This is a genomic window from Nocardia arthritidis, from assembly GCF_011801145.1.
Classification (GTDB): Bacteria; Actinomycetota; Actinomycetes; order Mycobacteriales; family Mycobacteriaceae; genus Nocardia; species Nocardia arthritidis_A.
In genome coordinates, this window is sequence record NZ_CP046172.1 from 4,429,215 (window position 1) to 4,445,613 (window position 16,399).

The 16,399-nt window shown below is 67.5% G+C and carries 12 protein-coding genes and 1 pseudogene; 5 read left to right on the plus strand and 8 right to left on the minus strand.

The window, feature by feature from the left end:
* Positions 1-15 precede the first annotated feature (15 nt).
* Complete coding sequence (locus tag F5544_RS19960) at positions 16-777, minus strand: siderophore-interacting protein (protein ID WP_167474585.1); 762 nt, start codon at positions 775-777, stop codon at positions 16-18.
* 78 nt (positions 778-855) lie between these two features.
* Positions 856-2,007, minus strand: a complete 1,152-nt coding sequence (locus F5544_RS19965) for a YbfB/YjiJ family MFS transporter (RefSeq protein WP_203217610.1) — start codon at positions 2,005-2,007, stop codon at positions 856-858.
* Positions 2,008-2,123: 116 nt separating this feature from the next.
* Here F5544_RS19965 and F5544_RS19970 point away from each other — a divergent pair, with 116 nt between their 5' ends.
* Complete coding sequence (locus F5544_RS19970) at positions 2,124-2,981, plus strand: LysR family transcriptional regulator (RefSeq protein WP_167474586.1); 858 nt, start codon at positions 2,124-2,126, stop codon at positions 2,979-2,981.
* A 3-nt stretch (positions 2,982-2,984) separates the two neighbouring features.
* On the opposite strand, the gene F5544_RS19975 is transcribed toward F5544_RS19970, so the two are convergent.
* The 3 genes from F5544_RS19975 to F5544_RS19985 form a co-directional block, all read right to left on the minus strand.
* Positions 2,985-4,016 (minus strand): C40 family peptidase, encoded by a 1,032-nt coding sequence (locus tag F5544_RS19975; protein WP_167474587.1) that lies wholly within the window; start codon positions 4,014-4,016, stop codon positions 2,985-2,987.
* A gap of 102 nt (positions 4,017-4,118) precedes the next feature.
* Positions 4,119-5,111, minus strand: a complete 993-nt coding sequence (locus F5544_RS19980) for an LLM class flavin-dependent oxidoreductase (protein ID WP_167474588.1) — start codon at positions 5,109-5,111, stop codon at positions 4,119-4,121.
* A gap of 57 nt (positions 5,112-5,168) precedes the next feature.
* Complete coding sequence (locus F5544_RS19985) at positions 5,169-8,789, minus strand: tetratricopeptide repeat protein (RefSeq protein WP_167474589.1); 3,621 nt, start codon at positions 8,787-8,789, stop codon at positions 5,169-5,171.
* Between the two features lie 330 nt (positions 8,790-9,119).
* Here F5544_RS19985 and F5544_RS19990 point away from each other — a divergent pair, with 330 nt between their 5' ends.
* A complete protein-coding gene (locus F5544_RS19990; protein WP_167474590.1) occupies positions 9,120-10,559 on the plus strand; it encodes an amino acid permease in 1,440 nt (479 codons plus the stop codon).
* 95 nt (positions 10,560-10,654) lie between these two features.
* Here F5544_RS19990 and F5544_RS19995 read toward each other — a convergent pair.
* Positions 10,655-12,073 (minus strand): annotated as a pseudogene (locus F5544_RS19995) (MDR family MFS transporter); the annotation flags it as partial.
* Between the two features lie 179 nt (positions 12,074-12,252).
* Between F5544_RS19995 and F5544_RS20000 the strand changes: the two are divergent.
* Positions 12,253-13,266, plus strand: a complete 1,014-nt coding sequence (locus F5544_RS20000) for an NADP-dependent oxidoreductase (protein WP_167474592.1) — start codon at positions 12,253-12,255, stop codon at positions 13,264-13,266.
* On the opposite strand, the gene F5544_RS20005 is transcribed toward F5544_RS20000, so the two are convergent.
* Both F5544_RS20005 and F5544_RS20010 read right to left on the minus strand, forming a co-directional pair.
* Entirely contained in the window at positions 13,263-13,619 is a 357-nt protein-coding gene (locus F5544_RS20005) for a hypothetical protein (RefSeq protein WP_167474593.1), read from the minus strand. The genes F5544_RS20000 and F5544_RS20005 overlap by 4 nt on opposite strands.
* 52 nt (positions 13,620-13,671) lie before the next feature.
* Positions 13,672-14,508, minus strand: a complete 837-nt coding sequence (locus F5544_RS20010; protein ID WP_167474594.1) for an SAM-dependent methyltransferase — start codon at positions 14,506-14,508, stop codon at positions 13,672-13,674.
* A 374-nt stretch (positions 14,509-14,882) separates the two neighbouring features.
* Between F5544_RS20010 and F5544_RS20015 the strand changes: the two genes are divergently transcribed.
* Positions 14,883-15,164, plus strand: a complete 282-nt coding sequence (locus tag F5544_RS20015) for a hypothetical protein (RefSeq protein ID WP_167479349.1) — start codon at positions 14,883-14,885, stop codon at positions 15,162-15,164.
* A gap of 260 nt (positions 15,165-15,424) precedes the next feature.
* The gene (locus F5544_RS20020) at positions 15,425-16,378 is read left to right on the plus strand and encodes an ABC transporter permease (protein ID WP_238847347.1); all 954 of its coding nucleotides are present in this window, start codon (positions 15,425-15,427) and stop codon (positions 16,376-16,378) included.
* The last annotated feature ends 21 nt before the right edge of the window (positions 16,379-16,399 follow it).

The window sequence follows — 16,399 nt, forward strand, 5'->3', positions numbered from 1 at the left end:
GGGGGACCGGCCGTGCTACGCCGTGGCCGGGGCCGATTCGGCGGCGGCGAGGTCGCGCTTCCATTCCCGGAAGCCCTCCTCGGTGCGGCCGCGCCGCCAGTAGCCGGAGATCGAATTCGCCCATTCCGCGGGCACATTGCGCTCCTTGCGGATGTAGCGGCGCAGGTCGTGCATTACGGCTTTGGCCTCGCCGTGGATGAAGACCTGCACATTCCCGTTGTCCCACGGCGCTTTCCGGACCGCGGCGGCGAGGAGTTCGCCGGGCTCGGCGGCGCCGCGGTGCAGCCAGGTGAACTCGACGCCGTCCGGTTTACGCAGGGGCAGTTCATCTTCCGGGCCGGTCACCTCGACGAACGCCCGGCCGCGCGCATCCGGCGGCAGGGCGGCGAGTGCGGCGGCGATGGCGGGCAGTGCGGCCTCGTCACCGGCCAGCAGATGCCAATCCGCGTCGGGGCGCGGCGCGTACGCACCACCCGGCCCGTACAGATCAATCGTTTCGCCGGGTTGGACCTTGGCTGCCCACGGTCCGGCGATGCCATCGGAGCCGTGCAAGACGAAGTCGGCGGCCAAGGTTTCGCCATCGAGGTCGATCGAATGCACCGTATAGGTGCGCAGCACCTCGATGCCGTCGCGCGGGAAGATGAATTTGACGTAGGCGTCGGTGAATTCGTTCGGTTTGAACGCCGCGAAGCCCGGACCGCCGAAGTGGATGCGGATCAGGTGCGGGGTGAGCTGTTCGGTGCGCAACACGGTGAGGGTGGTGCGGGCCCGGGCCATAGGACAACCTCCGACTATCGGTAATAAGGTATGCCTTACAACCTACTCCGTGCGGCCGTCTTTGCATATATCGTCGACCTATCGGCGATTGCCTATCCCGAGGGCCGCGACCATCGACGCCGCGACCAGACCGGCCCCGAGCAGCAGCGCCTGCCGGTAACCGCTGTGCAGCAGCGGCGCGGCGAGCAGCGGCCCGAGCACCTGACCCGCCGCGTATCCGGTGGTGAGCAGCGCCACCGCGCGCGGGCCGCGCAGGTGGGTGCCGATACCGGTGGCCAGCGCGACGATGCCCATGAAGGTCGCGCCGAACAGTACCGCCGACACCATGGCCGCCACCATGCCGCCGAATAGGGCGGGCAGTGCCATACCGGCGGATTGGGCGGCCAGTGCGATGACGAGCAGTGTGCGCTCGGCGAACCGGTGCGCGAGGCGGGTCCACAGCACGGTGGACGGGAAGGCCGCCAGGCCGACCAGAATCCATGCGGCGCTGCCGATTTCGGCCGGTGCGGTGCGCTGGACGGCGGCGACGAGGAAGGTGCCAGCGATGATGTAGCCGACACCCTCCAAGGTGTAGCTGGCCATCAGCGCGCCGAACCCGGGTGCGCGCCCCGCCGGATCATGCTGTGGCGGTGCCGAAGTCGCCGCGGCGGGTTCGGCTACGACCAGCGGCCAGGCGTATAAGGCGCAGGCCGCCGCGAGTACGGCGCAGGCCGACCACGTCGCGCGCCACGAGGCGTGCTCCAGCGCGAGGACCAGCGCGCCGGAGAGCGCGATGCCGACACCGACACCGCCGAATGCCCACCCGGCCAGCACCTTTCGTCCTCCGGCCACCGCGGCGACCGCGTGCAGCGCGAACACCAGGATCAACGCGCTGGTCGCACCCGCTATCAGCCGCAGCGCGAACCAGACGATGCCGTTGCGCGACAACGGCATCGCGGCCATCGAGAGCACCAGTGCGAGCAATGCCACCCGCCATGCCTTGCGGGACACCGCGATTCGCGGCGCGAGCACCGCGGCGACCGCCCCGCCGAAGTAACCGACATAGTTTCCGGTGGCCACCAGCGCGCCGGTCTGCGCCGACATTCCGGCCTGCGCGTGCATGATCGGCAGGATCGGCGTGTACGCGAACCGCCCGACACCCATCGCCGCCACAAGCGCGACCCCGGCGCGGGCGACCGTATGCCAGGCCGCCCGGCGATCGACGAGATCGGTGGTCACCGCGACGGCCATGGCAGCACTCCTTCATTGGGCATCCCTCTGAACCTATGCGCGGGCGGCGTACTTGTGAAATGCCTTACGAGCACCATCTATGCCTCACCGGAATAGTTGAGCGTAGGCTTCTCGCAGTGGAGGTCGAACTGCGTCATCTCCGGGCGTTCACCGCGGTGGCCCGGCACCGCTCGTTCACCGCGGCCGCCGCGGAATTGCTGATCACCCAGCCCGCGCTGAGCCGGACCGTGCGGCAGCTGGAGGCGATTCTGCGAATTCGGTTGCTGGACAGATCTTCCCGGCAGGTGCACCTCACCGAGACCGGCGCGGAATTCCTGACGCAGGCCGAACGCGTGCTCGCGGCGGTGGATCAGGCGCTCGACGTCGCGCGCAAGCGGATCGTGCTGCGGCTCGGATTCGCCTGGCTGCTGCCCGATCCGTGGGCGCAGGACGCCGTCGCGGGCTTCGAGGAGGCCACCGGCGGCACGGTCGCCATGGTCCGCGTCGACGATCCGGTGGCCGCGCTGCGCAACAGTGTCATCGATATCGCCTTGGTGCGCGGTGATATTCGGCCATCCGGCATGCGGCGGGTGCCGCTGTACGAGGAGCGGCGGATCGCGATCTGTTCGGAGCGCAGCGATTTGGCGACCCATACCCGCCTGGACTGGTCCGAGGTGCGGAACTGGCCGCTGGTGATCAACACGCTCAGCGGCACGACGACCCCGGCGCTGTGGCCACCCGAGCTACGGCCGCAGCGCCTCGTCGAGACCGCCAACTACGACGAGTGGCTGGAATCCGTTGCGGCCAACCGCGGTATCGGCATCACGCCGACGGTCGCCCAGCGCCGCAATATCCATTCCGCGGTGCGCTACGTCCCGCTCACCGGCGCGCCGACCGTCAGCGTTCAGCTGTGCTATCCGAATCAGCACGGCGGCAAGCTGATTCGCGATTTCGTCGAGGCCGCGCGGCGCGCGGTGCCGGAGAACGGGGATTAGCGCTCAGGAACGCAGATACCGTTCGGCGCCCCAGTAATTCGGCCCGAATCGCACCGGCGTGATCCGTACCGGCGTCGCGGCGTCGAACGCCTCGATCATCCGCTGCTCGCCGATGTACATCGCGACGTGGTAGATCGAATTCGGATCCTTCAGATCGTCGGCGTAGAACAGCAGATCGCCCGCCCGCAACTGGTTCTGGTCGACCGGCCTGCCGTTGCCGTACATCGCCTGCGGCGCGGCATCCCTCGGCAGGGTGATGCCGTTGACCTGGTAGATGGTCGAGGTGAAGCCGGAGCAGTCCATCCCGAAGCCGGAACGCCCGCCCCACAGGTAGGGACGGTCCAGGAACAGGGTCGCGAACCGCACCAGATCCTCACCGGTCGGGTAGGGGATATCCGTTTCGCGCTGATAGACGTGGACGGTGTTGGCGTCGAGCCACTTCGGTGGTCCGTCCGGGATGGCGACCGCGATCGCCCCGCCGATCTGGGCGAGTACGGGAAGCCTTGTGCCCGCGCTGATTTCGAGTGCGGGGCGGGACAGCCCGGAATCCTCGAACAGTGAGGTGGTCGGGGCGAGGTCGGCCTGTGCGAACGGGCGATTGTCCTTCAGCGCGGCGAAGATCGGATTCGTGGTGAGCTGCGCCTTCGGTATCCAGCCGGGATAGCCGAGCGAGTTCTTCGGCGTCGGCTGTCCGGCCACCGCGACCTCGTCCCAATCGCCCTGCTCCCGCAGGACATACACGCGATCACCGTAAACCGCCTGGGTCTGCGTGAGATTGTCCGAGGTGAGCGCCTCCTGCTGGGCCAGCGTCATATCCGCGAGCCAGCGCCGCAGATCGACGGGATTGGTCAGCGCGGGCCGATCGACCGGACGCGGGCTCTGCGGGGAGGTCCATACGGTGGCCGCCGCCACATCGACGTAGGCGCTGGGTGGATCCGGCGGCGAGGGGTCGGCGTGGGCGGATATCGGCAGCGCGGCGGCTATGCCCAATGTGCACAATATGCCGCCGAAACGGCGGCGATGATGAGTGGCCATTGCGTAATCCGTTCGTGGCTACGACATATCGGATACCTTCTCACCATACCCGCCGGTATTGCGCTGCCGCTCAATAACTTTCGAATCGATAGGCGCCTTTGCTCAGGCCACCACTTTCTTCTTGATCAGTTCGAACGAGCGGACCCGGTCGTCGATGTCGTAGACCATGGTGTTGAACATCAGCTCGTCCGGTTCGGTGCGGCGCACCAGATCCGTGAGCTGGCGGCGCACCGTCTCGGGCGAACCGAGCAGCTGACCCTTGCGCCGGTGCGCGACGAATTCCCGCTCCCGGTCGTTGCGCGGGAAGCCGGCGGCCTGCTCCGGCGTCGGAACCGCCTGCGGGCGGCCCGCCGTCAGATACGCGAACGCGAGATCCCTTGGGCGGGAAAGTTCCTCGGCGCGTTCGTCGGTGTCGGCGCAGATCGCGGCGACCGCGACCATCGCATGCGGCCGATCCAGACCCTCCGAGGGCTGGAAGTTGTCCCGGTACAGCGCGAGCGCCTGCTCGGTGTTGTTCGGCGCGATGTGATGGGCGAAGGCGAACCGCAGCCCGAGCAGCGCCGCGACCTGCGCGCTGAACCCGCTCGAACCGAGCAGCCACACCTCGGGTCGTTCGCCGCGCCCCGGCGTCGCGATGATCCCGCCGGGACCCTTGTCCCGGAAGTAGTCGAGGAGCGCCACCAACTCCTGCGGGAACGAATCCCCGGACAGGCCCTCCTTCGTGCGGCGCAGCGCCAGCGCCGTGGCCTGATCGGTGCCCGGCGCGCGGCCGATCCCCAGATCGATCCGGCCCGGATGCAGCGCGTGCAAGGTGCCGAACTGCTCGGCCACCACCAACGGCGCGTGATTGGGCAGCATGACCCCGCCCGACCCGACCCGGATCCGCTCGGTCGCCGCCGCGAGATGCGCGAGCACCACTGCGGGCGCCGAACTGGCGATACCCGGCATATTGTGATGTTCCGCCACCCAGAACCGCTGGTACCCAAGCGCTTCGGTACGCCGCGCCAATTCGGTGGTGGCCCGCAACCCGTCGCCGGCCGAACTATCCACCTGCACGGGGGCCAAATCCAACACGGACAGCGGGACGTCGATCATCGCACTCCTCGAAACACGGCAACTGCTGCGTGCAACGCGGAGGCGCGCCGGAGTATTTCAGGTGATCCACGGGTCGTACGGGTTGCTACTGGCTTGCGCCGCCTCCTGTGCCTTGACCCACGCCCGGTAGGCCTGGAAGTACCGGAGTACTCCGGTCAGTGTCGTCTGGGCGTCGGCCAACTCCCGGCCGTAGTCGCCGGGTGCTTGCTGGTCCAGGTATTCGTAGATCTGGATCGACTCCAGGATCGTTGGATATACGCCCGGCCAGACTCGTTCGGTCAGCATGCCGATTTTCGCCGCGAGGTGCAGCGTCGCAGCGAGCCGTGGCAGGTACTCGGGGTGGTATTCGACCAGCTCGCGATACAGGTAGATGGCCTCGTCGGCGGGTCTGATGGCGGCGAACGGAGTCTGGTTCCTGACCTGCAAGCCGGCCAGGCCCTCCGCCGCGGCCGCCTGGCTCGAACGAAATGACGGGTCGTCGTCGGCCAGTTCGCGGAACAGCATGAGTGAGTGCGCCATGCGTTCGATCGCCTCCGCGAGCTCCTTCGATTCGGCGAGATCGAGGGCGAGGCCGTAGAGCGCATCGGCGAACCCGGCCCGATATCTGTCCGGATCGTCATCGAACAACATGCGGAAGCGGTCGAATGCTTCCGTGCTCGCCCGCTCGGCCTGCGGCGTCCGGCCGACGGCGCGCAACTTCGTGCCCAACTCGACGAGGGCGTCGGCGAGGTCGCCCCGACTGCGTATCGAATCGTTCTGTGCCAGGCCACGATAGATCTCAACCGCCTCCTGGGCGGCGAGGATGCCCTCCTCATCGGTGCTGTCCACCGTGCGCCGAGCGACCTTGCGCAGCGCCGCGGCCAGATCCGACTGATAGGCCGAATCCCGCTGCGCCATACGGCGATACAGCGCAACCGCATCCCGATTCACCGGCAGCGCCTCGGATTCGCGGCCGAGTGAGGTCAGCAGATCGTCGTAGAAATAGAGGAATCCGGCATAGATCGGCTCATACCTGACATCGGCCCAGGCCAGTTCCCGGTACAGCGGCGCGGCCTCGGCCGCGAGCGCGACGGCCCGGTCGCCGCGGTCGGCCGCGGCTCGGCGGGCGCTCACCGAACCCAAAGCCGTTGCCAGATGCGGCAATCGAGCTTCCCGATGGTCCGCGAAGAGTTGTCTGCACAGGCTGAGCGCCTCCTCGTCGGCGGCCGCCGACTCGTCGTCGCGCTGTTGCTCGGCCAGCAATTCGCCGAGGAGTAAGAGCATTTCGGCCAGCACCGGCCGGTGTGCGTCCGGATCCCATTCGATTAGCGCCCGAAGTCCGTGTGCCACTTGTTCGGTCGGCTCCACCGCGTCGGCGCGCTGTCCCGCCTCCAGCATCTGGTCGATCCGGCGGCGCTGCGCCGTGACCCAGTCGAACAGATAGTCGGTGGGTTTGCGGCGGGCCAATTCCTGCAGGATCAGCGCCGCCTCGCGGATCGTGGACAGCGCCCGCTCGGTCTGTCCGGCCAGGCGCAGCTGTTCGTTCAGCAGGCGTAGGGATTCGGCGAGATCGCCCAGGTAGTCGTACGGTTCCCAGTCGACGAGCCGCCTGCGCAGCCGCACCGCCTCCTCGGTGGCGGCCAGCGCTTCGTCGTCGCGGCGCATCAGGAACAACTGACGGCCGCGATTGTGCAGTGCGCCGGCCAGCGCGGGCAGCGGGGAGTTGTCGTCCGGATTGTCCTCGGCGAGGGTGCGGCCGACGCGCACGGCGGTCTCGGTCATGGCCAGCGCCTCGTCGTCGGCGCCGGAACCGGTGAGCCAGTCGCCGTATTCGCCGGACAGCGTCGCGATATCGGTGAGCAGTTCCTTCCTGGCCGCCGCGGGCAGATTCGGATACAGCGACAGCGCCGCGCCCGCGTGCTCGACGGCGGCCTCGGTCTCGCCGAGCCGGAATTCGGCGATGCCGAGCTGGGTGAGCGCCGCGGCGAATTCCGTTTCGTCGACGGTGGTTTCGGCGCGCAGGAGGCCGACGGCCGCGGCGGCGATGCGTGCCGCTTCGCCTGAACCGGCGTCGTTGAGCCGCTGCGCGTGCAACCGGTGCACGCGGGCCAGTTCCACTGGGCCGCGCGCCGCCGCCAGCCGCTGCTCGTAGGCCTTGCCGGAGATCAGCGCGACCATGAACGCGCTGCCCTGCTCGTGGGTGTGCCGAGGATAGCGGGTGTGCCGGGGATAGCAGGATTCGAGCGCGGTGAGCACCGGCAGCTCGATGCCGTCGAGTCTGGCGAAGCGCTCGACGGTCGCGTCACCCGCCGCGACGAGGACGTGCGGATGCTGCCGGATCAATGGGAAGAGCACCTCGCTCGCCACATGCGGCCAGCGCCGCGCCGTCTCCACCAGACCCGTCACCACCTGCGGCGTCCACCAGGCGAGCAGGGATGCCTCGCGGGCGCCGGTCTCGTCGGTGAGCAGCCGCCGCAGCGCGGCGCCGGTCCACGCGTCGGATGCGATGGTGTCGGGTGCGGGCGGGCGTCCCGGGATGGACAGCGCGATGAAATCCTCGCCGAGCCGATCGGGGTGCAGGCCCTCCAGCACCGTGTGCGGATCCTCGGGCGGATAGCAGTGCAGGTGATCGTCGGTGAGTTCGGTGGCCTTCTCCGGCGTCGACGCGAGCCCGACATGGGCCAGGATGCCCTCGGCCAGATGCGGTGTCACCGCGCCGATCAGGGTGGCGAGCCAGACCACCCGCCGCATCGTCTCCGGCCGGGCGCGGATCTGGCCGACCTCGGAAAGCCTTGTCCAGTGCGTGTATTCGCGACGCAGCAGATAGCCCGACAGCCCGGCGGGGTCGCCGGGCATCGCGGCGCCGCGCAGCCTGCTGTCGACGGCGACGAGCGCGGCCAGGTGCAGGGACAGCACCGAGGAGAAACCGGGTCGGTCCAGTTCGATTTCCGGCGGCGAGCCGGCGCCGGGATCATGGCTCGCACCCATTGCCGCCGCGAAAGCCGTTGCGGCGGAGGCGAACAGGATCTGCCGGTCGATCTGTGCGCCGAGCGGTGTCAATTCGGTCGCCTCGGCATCGATATCGAAATCGCCCGCCAGATCGTTGGCGAGCGCGGGCCACCAGTGCGCCGACGAGCGCGCCACCAGCAGCACCCGCACCCGAATGCCGGGATCCACGGTCAGGAAGTGCAGCTTCGCGATCAAGGAGCGCAGGTGCGAGAGCAGCCAGCGGTCCGCGTAGTCGACGAGCACCAGCACGCCGCGCCGGTCACCCAATTCCAGAGACTGCTGGGCGACGGCCGAATCGGGGGAGTACACCGCACGCCAGATCATCCAGCCGGATTCCGCGGCCTTCGCGGCGTAGTGGGTGGTGAGCCGGGTCTTACCCTGACCGCCGCCGGCGTGGATCAGGCGGACCCCGAGCGGTTCCGGCCGTCCCATCCAGCCGTGCAGTTCGGCGATTTCGTCGTGCCTGCCGATGAACGGCACCACCTGATATCGCGGATGCAGCAGGCGCGACGGCTGTGCGCGGGCCCGCTCCGGCGCGACCGCGGGCGCGGCGACCGGCATGGCCTCGATGCGATAGCGCGGATGTTCGGAGGAGATGGTGACATCACCGGTGACATCGGCGATCTGGATATTGTCGCGGAAGACTACGGTATTGCTGACCGACTGGCGCCGGCGCCAAGGGAATTTCACCGGCCCCCGGCTAACCCGCCGCCATCGTGGATCTGGTCCACCGGCCCGGCGATCCTGCTGTGCGTGACGGGCTGCCGGACCTGCCGATCAGATCGGCGATGCCGATCCCCCACCCGATGAATCGTTGTCCCACAACGACATTATCCGCGCGAGTCGGTCGCGGCATGGCGATCTCGGTGGACCGGGTGAGCGAGGTTCGGATCGGGTGATGTCGGGTACGTAACAAAGTCGTCATTTCGAACATGCGATGATCCGACGTCACATGTTTCGGATCGCGGGCCGGTGCGCACAGCGCCATGGCCCGCGGCCGAACGAGGGAAGGAACGGACCATGACAGCCTCGGGCCATCCGGTGCCGGACGCGGCGCTACAGGAGGGGGTCGGCAGCACCGACTCCGAGGGCTATTCGCGCGGGTTGAGCTCGCGCACCATCCAGATGATCGCCATCGGCGGCGCCATCGGCACCGGCCTGTTCTACGGCGCGGGCGGTGCGATCGAGCAGGCGGGCCCGGCGCTGATCCTGGCCTACCTGGCCGCGGGCCTGGCCATCTTCGTGATCATGCGCGCGCTCGGTGAGCTGCTCACCTACCGTCCGGTCTCGGGCAGCTTCGCCGAATACGCGCACGAATTCTTCGGCCGCTTCGCCGGATTCGCCACCGGTTGGTCCTACTGGGCGGTGTGGGTGAGCACCTGCATGGCCGAGATCACCGTCGCGGGCAAGTACGTGCAGTACTGGTTCGATATCGAACCGTGGGTCACCGCGCTGGTGGTGCTCGCGATCATGTTCGTGGCGAACCTGATCTCGGTGCGGCTTTTCGGCGAGGGCGAATTCTGGTTCTCCGCCATCAAGGTCACCGCCATCCTGGCCATGATCGCCATCGGCATCGGCGTGCTGATCTTCGGCTTCGGCCATGCCGCGAATCCGACGGTGAGCAACCTGTGGAACGACGGCGGCGTCTTCCCGCACGGCTTCGGGCAGGCGCTGCTGGTGCTGCAGATCGTGGTGTTCGCCTATGTCGGCGTCGAAATGGTCGGCGTGACCGCGGGTGAGGCGCGGGATCCGAAGGCCACCCTGCGCAAGGCCATCAATACGCTGCCGTTCCGCATCGGGCTGTTCTACGTCGGCGCGCTGATCGTCATCATGTCGGTGGCGAGCTGGCGCACCTTCCATGCGGGGCGCAGCCCGTTCGTCGAGGTCTTCCAGCAGATCGGCATTCCGGCGTCGGCGGGCATCATCAATTTCGTACTGCTCACCGCGGCGCTGTCGTCCTGTAATTCGGGTATCTACTCGACCGGCCGCATGCTGCGCAGCCTGTCGCTGCGGCAGGAGGCGCCCGCGAAACTCGGCGCGCTGAGCTCGCGGCACGTGCCCTACGCCGGCATCTGCGTCTCGGCGGCGGCGATGGTGATCGGCGTCATCGTCAATATCGTCTCGCCGGACAAGGCGTTCGCCTACATCACCTCGGTGTCCACCATCGGCATCATCTTCGTCTGGGGCATGATCCTGGTCTGCCACATCGCCTACCGCAGGAAGGTGGCGCGCGGTGAACTGCCCGCCGCCGATTACCGACTACCCGGCGCGCCGTACACCTCCGTCGCGGCGCTGATCTTCCTCGGCCTGGTCGTGGTGCTGCTGTTCTTCAGCGAGAGCGGGCGCACGGCGGTCGTCGTCGGCGCGGTGTGGGCGGTGCTGGTCTGCGGCGGATACCTGATCTGGAACAAGATCGGAATCCGGAGCGGCGCAGCCGATTCCGAGTCCGCGGGGCGGTAGCGCACGGCGGAAAGGCCAGTGGCGCAACGGACTCGCGGGAGTCGTTGCGCCACTGGCCTTTTCTGCTATCTACGTCGATCCGGGCGCTCAGGTTTTCACGCGGTGGCGTCGCGGTGCGGCATCATCGACGATCCGATCACCATGATCGCCGCCATCGCGGCGACCGCGATGAACACCAGATGGATGGCGGGCGAAAGCACTTCGGCGGCCGGGTGATCGCGATGGCCGACCTTGGCGTTGACGATCGCGCCGAACACCGCGACACCCACCGCACTGCCGAGTGCGCGGGCGAACATATTGGTCGAGGTGACCACCCCGCGCTCGCTCCATTCGGCGCTGGACTGGGCGGCGATCAGCGTCGGCGTCGCGACGAGGCCCATACCGGAACCGATCACGAAACACGATGCGGCGACCTGCCACAGGCTCGACTGCGCGTCGATCAACAGGGTGGACGCCGCGCCGAGCGTCGCGAGGCCGCTGCCGATCAGCGCCGTCGAACGGAAACCCAAGCGCAGGTACACCTTTCCGGCCTGTGACGCGGCCAGCGGCCAGCCGAGGGTCAGCGCGCCGACGGTGAGCCCGGCGATCAGCGCGCCGGTGCCGAGCACGCCCTGCGTGAAAGTCGGTACATAGGTGGTCAATCCGACCAGGATGGTTCCGACCAGCACCGAGATCAGGCTGCTCGAGATCACCACCCGTCTGGTCAGCACCCACAGCGGCAGAATCGGATTCGCGGCGCGGCGCTCCACCAGGCCGAAGGCCACCAGCAACAGCGAGCCGCCGGCGAAGATGGCGATGCTGACCGGTGAGGACCAGGCCCAGGACTGGCCGCCCTCCAGCAGTCCGAGGATCAGCGAGCCCGCACCGATGGTGAGCAAACCCGCACCGGCATAGTCGATCCGGTGCCGCTGCCGGGGCGCGCTCTCGGTGAAGTTGCGCACCAGCGTCCACGCGGCGAGCGCGGCCAGCGGCAGGTTGATCAGGAAAATCCAACGCCAGCTGACGTATTCGGCGAAGATGCCGCCGAGCAGCGGGCCGAGCACCGACGACATCGCCCACACCGACGCGAGATAACCCTGCACCTTCGCGCGTTCGGTGAGCGTGTACAGGTCGGCCGCGATGGTCATGGTGATCGGGCCGAGCGCGCCGGCGCCGATACCCTGCACCGCGCGGAAGATGATGAGCGCGAACATATTCGTGGCCATACCGCACAGCAGCGAGCCGAGTGCGAACACCGCGATGCCGAACAGCAGCACCGGTTTACGCCCGACGGTGTCGGCGAGCTTGCCGTAGATCGGCGTGGTCACCGCCTGCCCCAGGAGATAAACCGAGAAGAGCCAGGGGAATTGGGCGAAGCCGCCGAGACTGTCGGTGATGGTGAGCACCGCGGTGGCGATGATGGTCGAGTCCAGCGCCACCAGACCGTTCGCCAGCATCAGGGCCGCGAGGATGGCGCCGCGTTCCGACCGTAGCCCGACTGATATCTCCGCTGTCTCGGTCGCCACTGCGGCCCCTCTCGTTCGTTCGCCTAACCATCCGGAACGAACATATTCGGCGGCGCGCTATTCCCGCATCCGTATTTTGGTGGGATCAGCAGATGACCTGGCGGCGGGACTACGCGTACCTCCGCATTCGCTCCGGCCGTGCGCAGGCTTCGGACGGCTTCGCCGGCAGCGCCCATTAGGCTCTGCACATGGTCGAATCGACGAGGATCGTGCTTGCATCCCGGCCGGAGGGCGCGCCCACGCCGGCGAATTTCCGCACCGAAACCTACGAACTGCCCGAACCGGCCGATGGGCAGGTGCTGCTGCGAACGCTGTATCTCTCGCTGGATCCGTATATGCGGGGCCGGATGAGCGCCGCCAAGTCGTATGCGAAACCGGTCGAGGTCGGCGAGGTGATGGTCGGCCAGACCGTCGCCGAGGTGCTGGAGTCGAACTCGCCCGATTTGGCGAAAGGTGATGTGGTGCTGGCCAATTCGGGCTGGCAGACGCATCAGGTCGCGCCCGCGAAGGCGCTGCGCAAGCTGGATCCCGGTGCGGCGCCGGTGTCCACCGCGCTCGGCGTGCTCGGCATGCCCGGCTTCACGGCGTACTCGGGACTTTTGAAGATCGGTAACCCGCGGCCGGGGGAGACCGTGGTGGTCGCCGCCGCGACCGGCCCGGTCGGCTCGGCGGTCGGTCAGATCGCGAAGGTCAAGGGCGCCAGGGCGGTCGGCATCGCGGGCGGACCGCGGAAGGTGGCCTATCTGCGGGAGCTGGGTTTCGACGCCGTCATCGATCACCGGGCGCCGGATTTCGCCGAGCAGCTGCGTGCCGCCGTGCCGGACGGTATCGACGTCTATTTCGAGAATGTCGGCGGCGCGGTCGCCGAGGCGGTCTACCCGCTGCTGAATACCTTTGGGCGCGTACCGGTTTGCGGTTTGATCGCGAGCTACAACGCGACCGGTGCGCCGACGGGCCCGGACCGCCTGCCCGGCTTCATGCGCTCGATCCTCACCAAGAGCCTGACGGTGCGCGGATTCATCATGTCGGAGTTCGTCGACGAGATGTTCGGGGATTTCCTGCGCGATATGTCCGGTTGGGTGGCCGAGGGCCGGGTGCGTTACCTCGAGGACGTGGTCGAGGGGCTGCCGAACGCGCCCGAGGCGTTCATCGGCATGCTCGAGGGCCGGAATTTCGGCAAGCTGGTGATCAAGGTCGGTTAATCGCTCGCCAGTGCGCCGCCGCCGATGCCCAGGTAGACCAGCATCAGGGTGAACAGGAACCAGCCCGCGCCCTGCCAGATCGGCCAGCCTTCGCGGCGGCGCCAGGCCAGATAGGTCTGGACGAAGGCGCCGATCCCGCCGAGCAGCAGTACCACGGCCGGGCCGAATACGACGGCGGTCTGCGCGGGGCCGTCGCACAGCATCCGCTGGGACAGGCACTGCGGCCGCTGTGCGGCCCACCCGACCGTCGCCCCGAAAACGATTCCGGCGCACACCAGTACGACGATGCCGTAGCGCATCGCCCGGCGCGCCGACCGCGGATCGCGCCAGCGCTTCTCGGCGTCGTTTACCATCGGCCTCCCTTCCTCTGGTCGGGATTGCCGGGCTGATCCGTCTGAAACCCGATCACGGCTTGCGGCCGATGCCCGCCCAGTACCAGGCGGATTCCGGGTCCGGCGCGGTCTCCGGCGGCCGGTCCACCAGCTCCGGCCGCCACGCCGCCACCGGAACGACACCCGGTGCGACCAATTCGGTTCCGGCGAAAAGGCTTTCGGTTTCGGCGCGACTGCGCGGCTGGAAGGGTATGCCCGCCTGCTCGGCCGAGTAGACCACCCGCGCCATCGCCCGCGCGTCGAAATCCGCGGTGGGGTGGGTGATTACCAGATAGCTTCCGGTGGGGGCCGCGGCCAGCAGCCGTTCGATGATGCCGCGCGGATCGTCCTCGTCGCGGAAATACATCATGATCGCCACCAGCATGATCGCCATCGGCCGCGCCGGGTCCAGCGTGGCGGTGAGCGTGGCATCGCCGAGGATGGATTCGGGATCGTGCAGGTCGGCGTGGATGAACGCGGTCCGGCCCACCGGCGTGCTCGCCATCAGCGCGCGGGCGTGCGCCAGCACGATCGGATCGTTGTCGACGTAGACCACCCGCGCGGCCGGATCGAACCGCTGCGCGACCTCATGGGTATTGCCCGCGGTCGGAATGCCGGTGCCGATATCGAGGAACTGCGTGATACCGGCCTCGTTCACCAGATAACGCACCGAGCGCGCGAGAAATGCGCGGTTGGCCATGGCCATGGTGCGAATCGCCGGAATATGGCCGGCGATGGCATCGCCGAGCGCGCGGTCGGCGGGATAGTTGTCCTTGCCGCCCAGCCAATAGTCGTAAACCCGCGCCTCATGCGCGACGGTCGTATCGATCCTGGTCGGTAGTCCGGTGCCCGATAGGTAGCTGTCCGACATGGTGAATCCCTCTCCCCGGCACGCTGATCCGCTGCTGTGCCGTTACGCCACAGGATATCCAGCGAATCTGCGGCATGATGTGGATTCGGTTGTGAAACATCGCCGGATCTGCGACCGGAAGAATGCGTGATGATCGGATGTCCGGAGGAATTTCCACCGCTGGGGGCGGGACATCCGCGGGATGGAATTCGGTGATCACGGCCTTGTTCCAGGTCGGTGTGTCGAGCTGCTTTCGCGATCTTGCTGAGGTTCAATCCAATAGGTCGGTATGTTTTTGCATACGGGCCGGGCTACCGCCGCCCACCGGTGTGCAAGATGTGAATCCAAATCTCCAGCATCACCTCAGCATCCGAAAAGGAGCATCGAAAGTGAGCATGATTCTGGCCGCGCTACACGACACCGTACTTGCGCAGGTCGGCAATCCGACGCCGGAGGCGCCGCCAATGGCCGACAAACTCATGCAGATGGTCCGCTATTTCACCTGGCTGGTTGAACTGTCCGGGGTTACCGCCATCACCTACGGCGGTGGCCGGTTCGCCTGGGAGAAATGGAGCGGCGGCGGGCTGCAATCCCCGAAAATGGTCGCCAGCGCAATGGCGGGCGGCGCCGTCGCCACCAGTGCGGGCACCATCATGAACGCGCTCATCGGCAGCTGAGACCGACCGCCTCGCGGACTCCGGCCGAAACGCCGGCCGGAGCCCGCATTGCTGTGCATCCTGCCTACCGCCCCGGCCGAATCCCCAAGTCGCCGCGGCCCTCTCGCCAAGAATGGGAAGTGGGGATTGACGTCCGGGAGCGGAGACCGTACCGTTCGCCCAATTCTTATCAACATCAACTCGGCGTGACAGCAGGGGGAGTAGTGGCAGCCCTACTCACGAATGACAATGCGCCGGAAGCGGTTCCGGACGTCACGGGGGTGGGGAAGAAAGCCGCGGTCGGCCGCTCGCCCGGCCAACTCGCCTGGCTGCGATTCAAGCGGGACAAGTCCGGTGTGATCGCGGGCATCGTCGTATTGTTCTTCTTCGTCGTCGGCCTCGGCGCGCCGCTGATTTCGCTGGCCTACGGTAAGGATCCCTACACCCCGTACGCGACGCCGAGTAACGGTCTGCTCACCGACACCGGCTTCCCGATCAAACCCAACGGCGGCATCGATGGCCAATTCTGGTTCGGCATCGAGCCGCACACCGGGCGCGACGTATTCATGGTGGTGGTGTACGGAATTCGCACCTCACTGCTGATATCGGTGGCGGTGGTGCTGCTGACCACGATCATCGGCACGGTGCTCGGGATCACCGCCGGATATCTCGGCGGCGCGATCGATTACGTCATCAGCCGGATCACCGACATCCTGCTGTCGATTCCGTCCACGCTGTTCATGCTCGCCTTCATGCCCGTCGCCTGGGCCAGCTATCTGGCGACCGGCGAGGAGATCCCGGTCTTGGTGCGTGCCGCGAGCATGATCGGGTTGTTGACCCTGTTCGGCTGGACCCGCAATGCCAGACTGCTTCGCGGACAGGTGTTTTCGCTGCGGGAGCGGGAGTTCGTCGAGGCGGCCGTCGTCACCGGTGCCGGTCCGGCGCGGATCATCTTCCGTGAGCTGCTGCCGAATCTGTTCACGCCCATCCTGGTGCTGGCCACGCTGGATCTGCCCTACTACGTGACCATCGAGGCCGCGCTGTCGTTCCTCGGTGTCGGCATCACCGATCCGACGCCCGACTGGGGCGTGCTCGTGCAGCGCGGAGCCAGCCTGATCTCCTCGGACATCACCTTTCTCGTCTTCCCCGGTATCGGGATGATCGTTTTCGTGCTCGCCTTCAACTTGCTCGGGGATTCGGTGCGAGACGCTCTCGACCCGAAGGGAAGTCGTTAAGCCGTTGGGTCGCCGGTCGTC

What these genes read in the sequence shown, in the direction of transcription:
- F5544_RS19960 (WP_167474585.1), bottom strand. Translation starts at nt 777, where the DNA reads ATGGCCCGGGCCCGCACCACCCTCACCGTGTTGCGCACCGAACAGCTC.
- F5544_RS19965 (WP_203217610.1), bottom strand. Translation starts at nt 2,007, where the DNA reads ATGGCCGTCGCGGTGACCACCGATCTCGTCGATCGCCGGGCGGCCTGG.
- F5544_RS19975 (WP_167474587.1), bottom strand. Translation starts at nt 4,016, where the DNA reads ATGGCCACTCATCATCGCCGCCGTTTCGGCGGCATATTGTGCACATTG.
- F5544_RS19980 (WP_167474588.1), bottom strand. Translation starts at nt 5,111, where the DNA reads ATGATCGACGTCCCGCTGTCCGTGTTGGATTTGGCCCCCGTGCAGGTG.
- F5544_RS19990 (WP_167474590.1), top strand. Translation starts at nt 9,120, where the DNA reads ATGACAGCCTCGGGCCATCCGGTGCCGGACGCGGCGCTACAGGAGGGG.
- F5544_RS20000 (WP_167474592.1), top strand. Translation starts at nt 12,253, where the DNA reads ATGGTCGAATCGACGAGGATCGTGCTTGCATCCCGGCCGGAGGGCGCG.
- F5544_RS20005 (WP_167474593.1), bottom strand. Translation starts at nt 13,619, where the DNA reads ATGGTAAACGACGCCGAGAAGCGCTGGCGCGATCCGCGGTCGGCGCGC.
- F5544_RS20010 (WP_167474594.1), bottom strand. Translation starts at nt 14,508, where the DNA reads ATGTCGGACAGCTACCTATCGGGCACCGGACTACCGACCAGGATCGAT.
- F5544_RS20015 (WP_167479349.1), top strand. Translation starts at nt 14,883, where the DNA reads ATGATTCTGGCCGCGCTACACGACACCGTACTTGCGCAGGTCGGCAAT.